The organism is Microbacterium arborescens (assembly GCF_030369635.1).
Classification (GTDB): Bacteria; Actinomycetota; Actinomycetes; order Actinomycetales; family Microbacteriaceae; genus Microbacterium.
On the sequence record NZ_CP128474.1, the window covers coordinates 2,538,898 to 2,553,786 of the forward strand.

Genomic DNA, 14,889 nt, shown 5'->3' on the forward strand with positions numbered 1-14,889 from the left:
TCGTGGCGTCGCGTCGGCGTCTCGCGGTCGCCTACGACTGCCTCTTCCCCTTCACCACCGGAGGCGGGGAACGTCAGTACCGCGCCTTCGCGGACGAGCTGGTGAAACTCGGGTACGAGGTCGACTACCTCACGTCTCGTCAGTGGGACGATGGTGTCGAGCTGCCCGAGGCTTTCTCCGTGATTGCGGTCACCGGACGGCTCTCGCTCTACTCGGGCGACGGCGTGCGGCGTATCCCCGCGGCGCTCCGCTTCGCGGCAGGCCTGTTCGGGACCCTCGTACGTCGGCGTCGTCGCTTCGGCGCCGTGATCGTGAGCGGACTCCCGATCTTCAACGTCTTCGCCGCACGCCTCGCGCTTCTCGGATCCGGCACGCGTCTGGTCGTCGACTACCTGGAGGTCTGGCCGCGCCGCCAATGGGTCGATTACTCCGGCACCGTCACCGGCACCATCGCCTGGGTGCTCCAGCGCGCCGCCATCGCGGTGACCCCGCTCGCGACCTGCCACTCTCAGCTCAGCGCGACCCGGCTGCGGGACGAGGGCCTGCGCACGGTCCCGGTCGTCAGCCCGGGCCTCATCGATGCCACGGTGGAAACGGGCCCCGTCACCCCGGCATCTGAGCCGCCGTACGTGCTCTATGTGGGACGCCACATCCCCGACAAGCGGGTCGAAACGCTCCCGGCCGCCGTTGCCGCAGCACGCCGGCGGATTCCCGACCTGCGCCTCGTCGTGCTCGGGCGAGGACCGAGCGGCGACGCCGTGCGCGCCGCCGTCGCGGAGTCCGGTGGCGAGGAGTGGACCGAGTTCCCCGGATTCGTCGACGAGGAACGGCTGGCCGAGCTGATGCACGGAGCCCTCTGCGTCATCAATCCGTCCCGCCGCGAAGGCTACGGCCTCGTGGTGGTCGAAGCGAACGCACACGGCACGCCCGCGGTCCTCGTCGCCGACCCCGGTAACGCCGCCACCGAACTCGTCGAGGCGGGAGTCAACGGCGTCGTCGCCGATTCCGCGTCCGCCGAAGACCTGTCGGCCGCCATCTGCGCCGTCGCGGACGGGGGCGACGAGCTCCGTCGCACCGCACGCGCCTGGTACGAATCCGCCATCGAGACCCGCACAATCCGCCGTACCGTCGAGGGAATCCTCGAAGCCCTCGAACCACCGCGGCGCATCGCCCGGAACACGAAAGAAGACACTCTGTGACTGCTGCATCCCCGTCCACCGAGGTCGAACTGACGATTCTCATGCCGTGCCTCAACGAGGCCGAGACGCTCGAGGTCTGCATCCGCAAGGCCCAGGGTTTCCTGGCCCGCACCGGCATCTCGGGTGAAGTCCTCATCTCCGACAACGGCAGCACGGACGGCTCGCAGGAGATCGCGCTCCGCCTCGGCGCGCGCGTCTCATCGGCGAGCCGCCGTGGCTATGGCGCGGCGCTGATCAACGGCATCGACAACGCCCGCGGGCGCTACATCATCATGGGCGACGCCGATGACAGCTACGACTTCGAGAACCTGGAACCGTTCGTCGAGCGCCTGCGAGCGGGTGCCGACCTCGTCATGGGCAATCGCTTCGCCGGCGGCATCGCGCCCGGTGCCATGCCGCCGCTGCACAAGTACCTGGGCAACCCGGTGCTGTCGACCATCGGTCAGCTCTTCTTCCGCCCGAACGTCCGCGACTTCCACTGCGGACTCCGCGGGTTCAACCGCGATCGGATGCGCGCGCTCGACCTGCAGACCACCGGCATGGAGTTCGCGTCCGAGATGGTGGTGAAGTCCTCCCTCGCGAAGTACCGGATCGAGGAAGTCCCCACCACGCTCAAGAAGGACGGCCGGTCGCGCCCGCCGCACCTGCGCAGCTGGCACGACGGCTGGCGCCACCTGCGTTTCCTTCTCCTGTTCGCGCCGCGCTGGCTCTTCGTCTACCCCGGCCTCGTGGCGTTCTTCCTCGGTGCCATCGCGGTCGCGGTGCTCGCCTTCGGCGGCGTGGAGATCGGCGGGATCGGCTTCGACGTCACCACGATGGTCTACGCGAGTGCACTGTGCGTCACGGGCTTCCAAGCCCTGCTGTTCTTCTGGTTGACGAAGCTGTACGCGACGCAGGAGGGCTTCCTCCCGACCAGCGAACGATACCGGCGCATCGTCGCGAAATGGTCGGCCGAGCGCGGACTGCTCGCTGGCGTCGCGCTGTTCCTCCTCGGGATCGTCATCGGTATCGTGCAGGTCAGCGTGTGGGGCAGTGCCGACTTCGGCCAGCAGGATGCCGCGCAGGCGGTGCGTATCGCGGTGCCGAGCGCGCTCACGATCATCCTCGGTTTCCAGACCATCATGATGAGCTTCTTCTCCGGCGTCCTCACGACACCGCGTCGTGAGCAGCGCCCCGAAGCCGTCATCGAGAGCTGATGCCGTCATCGAGGGTGCTCGTCGATCTGCTGGGGTTCACCGGCTCGCGCGGCGGCACCGAGACCTATGTGCGTGAGCTGATGCCTCGGCTCGCCGAGCGTATGCCCCGCGTCCGCTTCGCCGCGCTGACCGGACGCGACGGAAACGAGAAGGTCGGCACGTTCTTCCCCGGCCACGTCCAGTCCCTCATCTGGGTCGGCTCCGACCCCGGCACGTGGGCGCTCGGCGCCGTCGCAGCGACAGAGGCCATCGCCCGCCGGGGGCGCGCCGACCTCGTCTGGGCACCAGCGAACTTCGGTCCGATCTTCCGAGGCGTGCCGCGCGTCGTCACCGTGCACGACGCCATCTACGACGAGGTGCCGGGATCGCTCGCCGAGCGCGCACAACGGGCGGTGACGTCGACACTCATGCGCCGGTCCGCGCAGACCGCCGACCGCGTGCTGACGGTGTCGCGTGCCGCCGCCGCCAGCATCGAACGACACCTGGGGGTCGCCTCCCAGCGCATCGCCGTGGTACACAACGGCAGCGCCGCGCCCCGTCCCGTCGGTGACCCGTGGGCCGCCCTGACCGCGCTCGCCCTCCCGAACGATCGGCCGATCGTCCTGAGCGTCGGAAACCGGATGCCGCACAAGAACTTCGTCGGACTGCTGGAAGCGCTTGCGACGCTTCCAGCGATGGTCCGGCCACTGACGGTGATCGCCGGCAGCAGGCTCCCCGACCCGCTCGCCGATGACGTCTCACGACTCGGACTCGACGGCGACGTCATCCTGCCCGGTTGGGTGAGCGACGATCAACTCGAAGCACTGTTCCAGATCGCTGACCTGTATGTCTGCCCCTCGCTCGTCGAGGGGTTCGGGCTGCCGGTCGTCGATGCGCTGCGGCGGGATGTCCCCGTTCTCGCCAACGACGTGACGGTGCTGCGCGAGGTCGGCGGTGATGTCACCCGCTACGCCGACGCCACGAATCCCGCCGCGTTCGGGCTCGCGATCACGAAAGCCCTGAACGAGCCGGCGGACGCCGCCGCACGCGCGGCCGCACAGGCGTGGGCCTCACGATTCACCTGGGACGATGCGGCAGACGCCACCGCCGCCGTCCTCGAGGCGACCCTGGTGGAGACCTCACGGTGAGCGCTGCGCCCTCGATGAAGCGTCGCCTGCTCGGCTTCCTCCTCGTACCGGCGATCGCGGCGCTCTCCCCGATCATCGCTCTGCCGGCGGTCACCACGATCGCGGGGCCCGGCGGGTGGGCGAGCGCGATCGCCGGAGAGTCGATCGGGACGTTCGCCGCCATCGCGATCGGCTGGGGGTGGGCCACCATCGGCCCGGCGTTGATCTCGGTCGCGGCGGGCGACGACGAGCGCGCCAGGCTCTATCGCGAGTCGATCGCGGTGCGCCTGTCGATCTCGATCCTGGCGCTGCCCGCGCTGGCGGTCATCTGCTGGCTGATCGCGACGCCGGGCTCCGAATGGCTGACGATCCTGATGGGGATGCAGGGTGCGCTCATCGCCCTGTCCTTCACCTGGTTCTGCGCCGGAGTCGGAGACCCCCGCACGATCGTCATCTACGACGCGGCACCGCGCCTGCTCGCGAACCTCGCGGCGGCCGGGCTCGTGCTCTCGACGGGCGTCGTGGTGCTGTATCCGCTCGCCGGCATCCTCGTCACGCTGATCGGCACCTCGATCTTCACGGTGCGCCTGCTCCGCCGGCATCCCGGTCCGTGGCCGCGGCCCCGCGACCTGCCCCGCCTCCTGCGCTCGAATCTCTCGGTTGCGCTGAACGACGCCGGGCTGAGCGGCTACTCGAGCGTCCCCGCCCCGGTCGTCAACGTCACAGCGGTGCCGGTCGCCGCCGCCGGCTACGCTACGGGCGACAAGATGCTCAAGCTCGGTCAGTTCATCCCCATGACGCTGGCGAACGCACTGCAGGCTTGGATCGGCGAGGCGCATGGCAGCCATCGGGGCCGCCGGATGACGATCGCCATCGGACTCGCGACCGCGACGGGCGTCACCGGATGGGCCGGTCTCGCGCTGGTCGGCCCCTGGCTGACGAGCGTGTACCTGCCCAACGCGCCTGCGCCGTTCGAGATCCTCGTCGTGCTCGGAGCAGTGTTCTTCTTCTTCTCGGTGCGCACTGCCGTAGCGCGCTTGGTGCTCTTCCCGGCGGGGCAGGCCGGCGCGGTCATGCGTGCGACACTCGTCGCCACCGCGCTCGGCATCCCGCTCATGATCGGACTGGGGATCGCCTGGGGCCCGGTCGGGGCCGCACTCGGCTACGCCGTGACCGAGGGAGCGGCGACGATGCTCCTCGCCCGCCGGTGCCTGCGCGTCCTGCACGATCTCCGCCACACCCCCGTCGAGCCGGCGCTGTGAGCTCCGCTCGAGCGGCCTCATCCGAAAGGACCGCACGATGACCATCGCCATCAACGGCCGCTTCCTCATCGACTCCTTCGGCGGCGTGCGCCGCTTCGCCACCGAGCTCACCGAGCACCTCGCCGCATCCCGCGACGATGTCGTCCTCCTCGTCCCCGCCTCAGCCGATGCTTCGGGCATCCACGGCGTTCGCGTCGAGACGGTGGGGCGCTCGGCCGGACCGCTCTGGGAACAGGTCGAACTCCCCCGCTGGCTCCGGAAGCACGGTTCCCCCGTCCTGCTGAACCTGGCGAACATCGCTCCCGTGGCGTACCGGAACCAGTTCACGGTGCTCCACGACATCGCCCCGACGATCCGCCCGCAGGACTTCACCTTCCTCTTCCGCGTGCAGTGGCACCTCGCCGTGCGATTCGGGATGCTCCGCCGAGGCCAACGGCTCGTGACGGTGAGCCATGCGTCCCAGCGTGAGATCGCCGAACAGTTCCGGGTGTCACCCGACACGATCGATGTGGTCTACGAGGGCGCTGACAGCCTCGGATCGCCGGATGCGGGACGACCGCCCGCCGACGACACCGAGATCCGCTTCGTCGCCTTCGGACGCCACGGCGCGGCCAAGAACACCCGAGCCGTCATCGACGCGCTGCGCCATGTCGACGACGACGCACCGATCGTCGTCGAGTTCGTCGGTCGCCTCGATCCCGATCTCGAGCCCTATGCCGCGGAGAAGGGCGTCCCGCCGCGACGCATCCGGTGGCGCGGCCCGGTCTCCGACTCCGAACTCGCCGGCGTCTTCGCCGACGCGGACGGGTTCGTCTGGCCGTCCTTCCACGAAGGCTTCGGACTGCCGCCTCTCGAGGCGCAGAGCTACGGAGCACCCGTCCTCGCCTCCGACATCCCCATCAACCGCGAGATCCTGCGGGACTCGGCGCTCTACTTCCCCGCCGCCGAGCCCGCCGCCCTCGGCGCGCTGATGATGGAGCTCGTGCGAGACCCCGCTCGTCGGGCAGACCTGCGCGCGCGCAGCCGACGCAACGCGGAACGCTTCACCTGGGCGGCCACGACGACCGCGTGGAACGCTCTGCTGGACGCGTCCCGTCGCTGAGCCCGCCCCGGGATTGCGCATCGGCACCGTCGACAGGGGACAATCGGAAGCGTGAACCTCGGTTTCGTCGTGACGACCCTGGGCCGCCTCGGCCCGCTCCGCACCCTGCTCGACTCCCTCGAGCCGCAACTGCGCGACGGTGACGCTGTCGCCATCGTCGCTCAGGGCGAACAAGACGAGGTCGCAGCGCTCGTCGCCGACTACGCGGAGCGCGGGATGGCTGTGACGTCCACTACTTCGGCCCGCGGGGCGTCGCTTGGCAGGAACACCGGCGTTGCGGCGCTTCCCGCAGGCGAACGCGTCGTGACGTTCCCGAACGACAACACGATCTACCCGGCGGGGACGGTCGACGCCCTGCACACGGCCGTCGATGCAGACGACTTCATCGCCGGCGGCTTCACGTCCTGGGACGAGCGCGGGCCCAAGACCACGCTCCCCTCGCCCGGCACGCCCCTCGATCGGTTCAACGTCTGGGCCGTGATCGAGATGGGCATCCTCATGCGCCGGTCGCTCTTCGACGCCATCGGCGGCTTCGACGAGCGACTCGGCCCGGGGGCCGCCACACCGTGGCAGGTCGCCGAGGGCACCGACCTCCTCCTGCGAGCGCTCGCGCACGAGCCGCGCCTGACGCGCGATTTCCGCTGGCTCCCCGCGGACGTCCATGTCGACGGCATCTCGACCGGCTTCGGACTGACCGTCGCCGAGCGACGCCGCAAGCTCCGGGCGTACGGTCGCGGCACCGCCCGCGTTCTCGGGGTACACCGTTACCCGCTGTGGTGGCGGTTCGCCTTCACGGGTGCTGGGCTGCTGTACGGGTTGCGCAACCCAGCACCCATCACGATCGGCGACGGCTGGCCGATGTTCGTCGGACGCCTCGAGGGCCAGCTCGGCCGCACCTTCGGGCAGGCGCGGATGGTCTCGGCCGTACGCTGAGCCGCAGGATGCCGCGCTGATAGGCTTCGGAAGTGTCATCGAGAGTTTTGATCACCGGCGGAGCCGGGTTCATCGGGTCCCACCTGTCCGAGCGTCTTCTCGCCGAGGGCGATGAGGTCATCTGCGTCGACAACTTCTTCACCGGATCCCGCCGCAACGTCGAGCACCTCTTCGACAACCCGCGCTTCGAGGTGATCCGCCACGACGTCACCTTCCCGCTGTATCTCGAGGTCGACAAGATCTACAACCTCGCGTGCCCTGCGTCGCCGGTGCACTACCAGCACGACCCGGTGCAGACGACGAAGACGAGCGTCATGGGTGCCATCAACATGCTCGGTCTCGCGAAGCGCCTGCGGGTGCCCATCCTCCAGGCATCGACCTCGGAGGTCTACGGCGACCCCGCGATCCACCCGCAGACCGAGGACTACTGGGGCAACGTCAATCCGATCGGCCCGCGCTCCTGCTACGACGAGGGCAAGCGCGCCGCCGAGACGCTCTTCTTCGACTACCGACGTCAGCACGACCTATCGATCAAGGTCATCCGCATCTTCAACACGTACGGACCGCGGATGCACCCGAACGACGGCCGGGTCGTGTCGAACTTCATCGTTCAGGCCCTCCGCGGCGAGCCCATCACGATCTACGGTGACGGATCGCAGACGCGGTCGTTCTGCTACGTCGACGACCTGGTCGACGGCATGGTGCGCCTGATGAACACCGATCACGGGGTCACCGGTCCGATCAACGTCGGCAACCCGGGCGAGTTCACGATGCTCGAACTCGCGAACGAGGTTCTGCGCATCACGGGGAGCACCTCCGAGATCGAGCATCGCCCGCTGCCGCAGGACGACCCGAAGCAGCGGCAGCCCAACATCGACATCGCGCAGCGCGAGCTCGGCTGGAAGCCGTCGGTCGCGCTCACCGCCGGCCTCGAGCGGACGATCGACTACTTCCGCGGCGTCCTCGACGACTGAGCGACTTCCGGCACAGCGAGATCGCCTTCGACCCGAGGGGTCTCATCGTTGCTATGCGCGGCCGCCCATATCAACGCGCCGAGTGCTACGGCGAACGCGAGAGATCCCCAGACCCAGATTCCCATGGGCGAGATCGGTGTATTCCACCACCACTCGACATCTCTATCGAGGTTGATGCCAGCGAGGTCGACGCCCGTCACGTATCGACGGATGTTGACATGCAGCGCCACACTATGCGCGACAGCAAGTCCGACACCACCCAGGACGAGCTGCAGTCGGTTCAGTCCTAGCGCCCCGCGGCTCGTCCCGAAGACGACGATTCCCGCGAACATGACGATGATCGGGTAGACGTATCGCGGTTGGACACCGTTCCCGACGACCACGCCATCATGCATGAGGATGTAGAGCGGGACGAGGATCATTGCTGCGGTGACACCTGACAACGCGAGCCACTTGCGCCATGTCCCGTAGCGCAGGCACCAAAAAATCACACCGGCCAGGATGAACATCGTCGTCACCCAGACAAGCCCCGGCATGTAGGTGTCTAGCCATCCGAGGCCCCACGTACCCAAACCGCCTGAGAGGAGCTGTGGTAGCGCCTTCACGTTGATGAAGAGAAGTTCGGAGAAGCTGTACGTCGAATTGTCGACAGCTGTATCCCCTCCCACGATGGCACTCTGGCCTCCACTGAAGAAGAAGACCACCGCGGCGATCAGCAAGGCTGCGGGAAGCGAGAGATCTCGCAGATACCGGGAATCTCGACGGAAGGCGAGCACGCTCGCAGCGACAAGCGCCAGTCCGCCGTAGACGGCAGAATCACTTCGCGCACCGGCTCCGATGAAGAGCAGAACGACCGCCATCGCCCCCAGAAGCGCCTTCCGAATCCCGCGCTGGTCGAAGAATCCCCAGGCGGCGAACACGAGGCCGGAGGCGGAGATTACCGACCAGGCGCTCGGATTTACGCTCGCGATGAGAAAAACGCCGAGCGGAACGGCGGTGATAGCGGCACCCCACACCAGCGCCACGCGACCTCGACGCGGAAGGAGGAAGAACAGGAGGGTCATAGTGAGTAGGTAAAGCACGATGTTCGCCAGGCGGATAGCCACAATCGACAGCGACAGATCATCGCCCGCGAAGATGCCCATGACCGCGTAGTAGACCGGAGGGTAGGCTCCCCCGTTCCAGTTGCCCCGTGCACTGGAACCCGTGGCGTTCTCATCGAAAGAGCAAGCGCCCGACTTGTTTCCATCGAACGCGAAGCAGTCAGCTGCGCGAAGCACAGGCTCCGGGAGGATTCGCACGCTGGGGTCGGACCCGGGAGCGCAGAGAGCTTGGTCGCCGCTAGCGCACCAGATGCTGGCCATGTGATAGTCGTCGTCCGGGCTGGATCCCGGCGGCGAGGAGACCGCCCAGCTCAGGAGCGCGATAAGGACGGATACGACGATGACTACCGGCAGTCCGACGCGGCTTGCGGCTCGAGCGCGCATAAAGAGGCTCCTCATTCGATGGTCAGACACGAAGAAGCGGGGTGCTTCCGGATCTGGCGGCGTTTACTCGATCTCGACGGTCGACCAGGCTTCGCGGATGCGATGGCGGAAGCTCGAACACGTCTCGACGACGTCCGAGCTGTCGCCCCAATCGACAAAACTCATCTCAGGTCAGCCTGAGCTCTCTTCGAACCCATGTAAGTGGTCGCCGTTCCGCGATTCTCGTACGGCCTCGGAGAGTGAGTCGAGGTCCGCGCGGAGGATCGCGACCTCCTCGGCGACGCGACGAATTTCTTCCTCAGCGCGCGATAGCTCCCAGGAGAGGTGCAAGGTGACCCCGATGAGGAGCGCGACGGCGAGCGCGAAGAGGAGATTCGACGGAACGATCACCCCGAGGACCCCGGCGAGTGCACCGAGCAGATCCGGGAAAACGGCGAGGACGAGCATCGCCGCTCCGATCACGAGCCACATGACGGCATACTTCTCACGCAGGTGGCGACGCATGAGCATCGTCACGATGATGGCGAGTATGACGACGGCGAACGCGATGCCGATCGGAACGATCATGCGCGGGGCCTCCTTCGCAGCGCGCCGCGCATGAGCGCGAGCGAAATCGCGAACACTGACCTGATGAGGTACACGGTCGACCCGACGAAACCTTGGCTCGGTTTTCCGTGCATGCGCGGCCGCATCGCGACGGGAACCTGGACAACACGTAGACCGGAGTGAACAGCTTCGACGAGGGAGTCGAGGGTGTCCCCCAGATACTCGGCGGGGTAGTAGCGAACGTACTGTGCAATGGCTCGCTGATTCGCCGCGCGGAAACCACTGGTGACGTCTGTGAGTTTCACATGCGCGACTCGCGAGACGACGAAGGCGAGGAAGAGCATCGCCCATCGCCGAGGTCCGCGCACAGTGTAGTTCCCGACCTCCGCAAAGCGCGCCCCGATCGCGATGTCGGCGGCGTTGAGCCCGTCGAGAACCGTGGCGATGTTCTCGGGGTTGTGCTGTCCGTCGGCGTCCACCTGGATGGCCCGGGTGTAACCGTGACGCTGTGCGAAGGTGAAGCCGGTTCGCATGGCTCCGCCGACGCCGAGATTGAAGGGAAGCTGGAGCACGCGAGCTCCAGCCGCCCTCGCCTCCGCCGCGGTCGAATCGGTCGAGCCGTCGTCAACCACCACCACGTCGTAGGCGTTGTCGACGGCGAGGATTTCCCGAACCGTGTGACCGACGTTTCGTTCCTCGTTCCACGCAGGAACGATGACAAGTACGCGTTCACTCAGGTCCGACATGGCGCCTCAACTCTACCGTGCAGTGATGTCGGCCTCCGACGATGCCGAAGCGACTTCATATAATCAGACGATGCTGAGACACGCTCGAGCCGTGTGGCGGAGCCTGCGTCGCACACCCGGAGTACGACCGATCACGGAAGCGCTGGACCGCGTCTGGTGGGCGCGCACCATTCGTCGCGCCGATGTCGTCGACATCGACTTCGTCGTGAGCCAAGGTGGCCCTGCCTCGGTCCGCAAGGCGGTCCGCCGATACGTTCGCACCGGCTTCCGTGACGGGATGTCCCTGAATCCGCTTTTCATGGAACGCCTCGTCGCATCGCAGCTGCCGGACGCGGGTCGCGTCCCCGCTCTTTATGCCTACCTCATCAACGATCCACACTCGGTGGCGGTGAGCGTCAACTGGGACGCCCCCACGTACCTGGCGGAACACCCTTCCTCTGCACAGGTGCCCGGTGGCCCTCTGGGGCATTTCTGGCGTACAGCACGTGCTGAGGCCTCCGTCGTGCTCGGCACGTCCTCGGCGTCGCGACGCCGCGTCGCGTGGAGCGACGTGCTCGCCGCGGCGCGCACGTCGCCGAGTGATGAGCCCGCAGCCGCCGAAGCGCACATCGTGCACATCTGCCGCCTGTCGGCCGACGAAGGCATCCCTGCGCGTCCACTCGTCGAGGCGGCGAAACTCGCGGAGAACCCTGATGTCTCAACCGTCATCGCCCTGAGCTCGGCCAGCGACGAAGCACGAATAGCGTCCTGCATCCTCGCTCTGTGGCTGCCACGGACGCAGGTTGTGCTCGACAGTCCAGGCCTCGCGGAAAGCATCGCGCAGTCCGGCGCCACCATCGTGGTCGTCCGCGGGCCGCATGCCGAGATCGATTCAGACGCCCTGGCTACCCTCGCCCGCGAGGCCGCAATCGGTCCCGTCGCACCGCTCTGGCTCGGGTGGGACGGCACGGTTGCGTCAGCCGGCCTCGTCGCGCACGGAGGACGCTTGCACCACCTGCTTCGGCACCACCCCGCCGAGGATGCCCGAGCCCTGGGGCCGGTGGTGAACGTCGCCGGCATCGCGGGCGAAACGTACGCCACGCCAGCGGTTCCACGCACCGCGGGTGGTCGCACACTCACGGATGTCATCGTCCGCGCACCCACCACCCACACCGAACCTGTCGATTCGGGTTCTGCGAACGGCGATGCGAAGCTTGCCGAGATCGTCGCATCGCTGGGGTTCCGCGTTGAGGCTGGCGCGGCCGGTCAGCCCGAGCTCTCCCGACCGTCCCGAACGGCTATCACCGAGGACGGGGAAATCGTTCCGAGTCTTCGATGGGCCATCAAGATAGCTGCTCCCCCGGGAAAGCCTGGCGAGTCGTGGGGAGACACCCACTTCGCCAGAGGTCTCGCGAAGGCGCTCCGTCGGCTCGGCCAAGAAGTTGTTATCGACGCGTACGACGCGCGCGCACGATCGACATCGCATCTCGATGACGTGGTCCTCGCCCTTCGCGGTCCCGAGCCCTTCCGCGGCCAGCGCGGGGCATTGTCCCTCATATGGGTCATCAGTCATCCCGATCAGATCGACGACGAGGAACTGTCAAGCTTCGACAGGGCGTTCGCTGCGTCGACCCTCTGGGCGGAGAGCGCCGAAACGCGCTTCGGCATTCCCGTGACACCCTTGCTCCAGTGCACGGACACCCGCCGATTCCGTCCGACCGGTCAGGCGCGAACGGACCGTCTCGTTTTCATCGGTACTGCGCGCGGTATCGCTCGCCCGTCCGTCGTAGAACCGATCCGCGCCGGCATCCCCATCGATGTCTACGGTCCCGATTGGCGCGGTTACATCCCGGCTACGTCCATTGTGGCGACAGGCGTTCCGAACTCCGCGCTGCCGCCCATCTATGAGAGCGCCCGCGCAGTGATGAACGACCATTGGCCCGCGATGCAGCGCCACGGTTTCGTGTCGAACCGTCTCTTCGACGTCGTCGCCGCCGGAGGGCGGGCGGTCAGCGACAGCGTCGCAGGCATCGAGGACCTGTTCGGCGGAGCTGTCGTGACCTACGACTCCGTCACCGAACTGATCTCATTGCTTCGGGGCGACCTCGACGCGCTGTTCCCCTCGGAGGAGAGACTTCGCGAGATCTCATCCGGGGTGCGCGCGGATCATTCTTTCGATGCTCGCGCGCGCACGTTGCTCCGAACGGCGATCGAGCTTCGCTAATGAGTCCGTACGGCGACCGTTACGTCCGCCGTCGTCGTGCCGAGGTTCAGACGATCCGTCTCGACGGTGAACGTCGCCCCGTGTGCAATCCCGTGGATTCCTCCCTCATCAGGCGCCACCGCGTTTCCGTGCACGTGGTACGTGCCCGATCCGAGATGCAGAGCCTCCACCCGGAAGTCCACCGTCACCGCCCCGGACAGCGTAGGCAGTTCGGAGCGCAGAAGATCGGTGTTCGACGCGAACACCATGTGTCCCAAGGGCGTGTTCACGCTGAAACCGGCCGCCCAGACCTCGATGACCTGTCGAGCCTCGAGTTCGAGTCTCACGGTGATGGTCTCGGCCGAGCTGAAAGCTCGACGACGGGAACCGCTGACGTCGAGGACCTCGACGCTTGACACCGTGATCGGCGCAGACTCCGCGGACTCCGCAGCGGTGGCGTCGTCACGTCTCTCCAGCACGTCTCGAAGGACACCTATCGCTTCGTCCACATCACCGTCATGAACCACGGCGCCGTTTCGCAGCACGATGCCACGGTCACAGAGCTCCGCAACCTGCTGTGCAGAATGGCTCACCAGGATGATCGTGCAGCCCTCAGCCCGGAACCGTGCGATGCGGTCCATGCACTTGCGCTGGAACGCCTCATCGCCAACCGCGAGGACTTCGTCCACCAAGAGGATGTCCGGGTCCGTGTGGATGGCGACCGAGAAGGCGAGACGGACATACATGCCCGACGAGTAGAATTTCACGGCCGTCTCGATGAAATCGCCGATGCCACTGAAGTCGACAATGTCGTCGAACCGGTCGTCGATCTCCGACCGGCTGAGCCCCAGGATGGAAGCGTTCAGGTAGATGTTCTCCCGTCCGCTTAGATCTGGATGAAAACCCGCGCCGAGTTCCAGGAGGGCTGCCATACGACCGCGCGTCTGGACCGATCCACTCGAGGGCGACACGATACCGCCGATCAGCTTGAGAAGAGTGCTCTTCCCCGACCCGTTGGCGCCCATCAGCGCCACGGTTGTCCCTGCTTCGATCTCGAATGTCACGTCTTTGACGGCAACGAAATCTTCACGATGCTGTTTCCCTTGCCGCCCGAGGTGGACGATGCGATCCTTCAGGTTGTTGTCGCGTCGGACTCGGAAACGCTTGCGCACGCCGTCCACGCGGACGACAACAGGTGAGGTGTTGGTGCCGTGCATCAGATCTCCTGGGCGAAGTTGCCCTGCAGGCGGGTGAAGACCCGGTGGGCGACGAGAAGGAGCACCGCTCCCACGGCGCCCGCGATGAGCATCCTGAGGTCGAGGTTCGCGGGGTAGTCGGACGGTGCTCCCGCACCCCAGAACGCCTTATGGAAACCAAGAATCGCGATCGTCAGCGGATTCGCGAGGTAGAGCTCTATTGTCCAGGTCGGAAGAGAGAATCGACTGATGACGTCACTCACCATGCGCCATGAGTACACGATCGGAGACGCCCACATGGCCAACATCAGCACAACCTCGGTGAGGTACTGAATGTCGCGCAGGTAGACATTGATCGCCGAGAGGAGCAGCCCCACGGCGGTGGCATATAGGAGCACGAGCGCGAACGACGGGAAGAACCAGAGCATTTCGACCGGCGCGGGCAGCGCGCGGAACAGAACCGCCGCGATGAGCAGAACCGCGAGCTGCACGAAGAACATGAATCCCGCTCCCCCCACGCTGGCCAGCGGGAAGATCTCGCGCGGAAGGTAGATCTTCTTGACCAGGCCCCCGTTCGCGAGGATGGACCCCGTCGCGCCGGAGACTGTGTCGTTGAAGAACATGTAGAGCGTCAGGCCCGCGAACAGGTAGATCGCGAAGTTCGGGATGCCCTCGGCAGCGCGCAGGAACTGTCCCAGCACGATGAAGTACATCAGGAACTGGATGAGAGGGCGTATGACGGTCCACAGGAACCCGAGGACGCTGTCGCGGTAGCGGACTTGCAAGTCGCGGCGCACGAGGAGGAACAGGAGATCTCGGCGCGCGAGCACCTCGCGGATCTTCCCGCCTCGGCCTGCGACGGTCATGCCGTTCGCCGTGATGGTGGCAAATGGGAGCGCGCTCAAGCGCGCGAATCTAGCCGATGTGTCCAAACTGCCTTCGCCCTTCGGGAGCTTCAGA

The 14,889-nt window shown here is 66.7% G+C and carries 13 protein-coding genes; 8 read left to right on the top strand and 5 right to left on the bottom strand.

Annotated elements, in window-relative coordinates:
* Positions 1–2: 2 nt before the first annotated feature.
* Genes QUC20_RS12075 through QUC20_RS12105 form a run of 7 tightly spaced genes read left to right on the top strand, consistent with a single transcriptional unit; the run spans position 3 to position 7,772 of the window.
* A complete protein-coding gene (locus QUC20_RS12075) occupies positions 3–1,199 on the top strand; it encodes a glycosyltransferase family 4 protein (RefSeq protein ID WP_289330026.1) in 1,197 nt (398 codons plus the stop codon).
* A complete protein-coding gene (locus QUC20_RS12080; protein WP_289330027.1) occupies positions 1,196–2,395 on the top strand; it encodes a glycosyltransferase family 2 protein in 1,200 nt (399 codons plus the stop codon). The genes QUC20_RS12075 and QUC20_RS12080 overlap by 4 nt, the downstream gene beginning before the upstream one ends.
* Positions 2,395–3,522: a glycosyltransferase family 4 protein gene (locus tag QUC20_RS12085; protein ID WP_289330028.1), complete on the top strand. Its 1,128-nt coding sequence runs from the start codon at positions 2,395–2,397 to the stop codon at positions 3,520–3,522. The genes QUC20_RS12080 and QUC20_RS12085 overlap by 1 nt, the downstream gene beginning before the upstream one ends.
* The gene (locus QUC20_RS12090) at positions 3,519–4,763 is read left to right on the top strand and encodes a lipopolysaccharide biosynthesis protein (protein ID WP_289330029.1); all 1,245 of its coding nucleotides are present in this window, start codon (positions 3,519–3,521) and stop codon (positions 4,761–4,763) included. The genes QUC20_RS12085 and QUC20_RS12090 overlap by 4 nt, the downstream gene beginning before the upstream one ends.
* A gap of 37 nt (positions 4,764–4,800) precedes the next feature.
* Positions 4,801–5,865, top strand: coding sequence for a glycosyltransferase family 4 protein (locus QUC20_RS12095; protein ID WP_289330030.1), 1,065 nt, complete (start codon positions 4,801–4,803; stop codon positions 5,863–5,865).
* Between the two features lie 51 nt (positions 5,866–5,916).
* Entirely contained in the window at positions 5,917–6,798 is an 882-nt protein-coding gene (locus QUC20_RS12100) for a glycosyltransferase family 2 protein (protein WP_289330031.1), read from the top strand.
* 32 nt (positions 6,799–6,830) lie between these two features.
* Positions 6,831–7,772: a UDP-glucuronic acid decarboxylase family protein gene (locus QUC20_RS12105; RefSeq protein ID WP_289330032.1), complete on the top strand. Its 942-nt coding sequence runs from the start codon at positions 6,831–6,833 to the stop codon at positions 7,770–7,772.
* On the opposite strand, the gene QUC20_RS12110 is transcribed toward QUC20_RS12105, so the two are convergent.
* The 3 genes from QUC20_RS12110 to QUC20_RS12120 form a co-directional block, all read right to left on the bottom strand.
* Positions 7,745–9,259, bottom strand: a complete 1,515-nt coding sequence (locus QUC20_RS12110) for a DUF2142 domain-containing protein (RefSeq protein ID WP_289330033.1) — start codon at positions 9,257–9,259, stop codon at positions 7,745–7,747. The two genes, QUC20_RS12105 and QUC20_RS12110, sit on opposite strands and share 28 nt — an antisense overlap.
* Before the next feature lie 171 nt (positions 9,260–9,430).
* Complete coding sequence (locus tag QUC20_RS12115) at positions 9,431–9,826, bottom strand: DUF2304 domain-containing protein (RefSeq protein WP_289330034.1); 396 nt, start codon at positions 9,824–9,826, stop codon at positions 9,431–9,433.
* The gene (locus QUC20_RS12120; RefSeq protein WP_289330035.1) at positions 9,823–10,551 is read right to left on the bottom strand and encodes a glycosyltransferase family 2 protein; all 729 of its coding nucleotides are present in this window, start codon (positions 10,549–10,551) and stop codon (positions 9,823–9,825) included. Before QUC20_RS12120 ends, QUC20_RS12115 begins: the two co-directional genes overlap by 4 nt.
* Positions 10,552–10,576: 25 nt before the next feature.
* On the opposite strand from QUC20_RS12120, the gene QUC20_RS12125 reads away from it, so the two are divergent.
* The gene (locus QUC20_RS12125) at positions 10,577–12,754 is read left to right on the top strand and encodes a glycosyltransferase family protein (protein WP_289330036.1); all 2,178 of its coding nucleotides are present in this window, start codon (positions 10,577–10,579) and stop codon (positions 12,752–12,754) included.
* Here the strand turns inward: QUC20_RS12125 and QUC20_RS12130 are convergent.
* Positions 12,751–13,950 (bottom strand): ABC transporter ATP-binding protein, encoded by a 1,200-nt coding sequence (locus QUC20_RS12130; RefSeq protein ID WP_289330037.1) that lies wholly within the window; start codon positions 13,948–13,950, stop codon positions 12,751–12,753. The two genes, QUC20_RS12125 and QUC20_RS12130, sit on opposite strands and share 4 nt — an antisense overlap.
* The gene (locus QUC20_RS12135; RefSeq protein WP_289330038.1) at positions 13,950–14,834 is read right to left on the bottom strand and encodes an ABC transporter permease; all 885 of its coding nucleotides are present in this window, start codon (positions 14,832–14,834) and stop codon (positions 13,950–13,952) included. Before QUC20_RS12135 ends, QUC20_RS12130 begins: the two co-directional genes overlap by 1 nt.
* Positions 14,835–14,889: the final 55 nt, after the last annotated feature.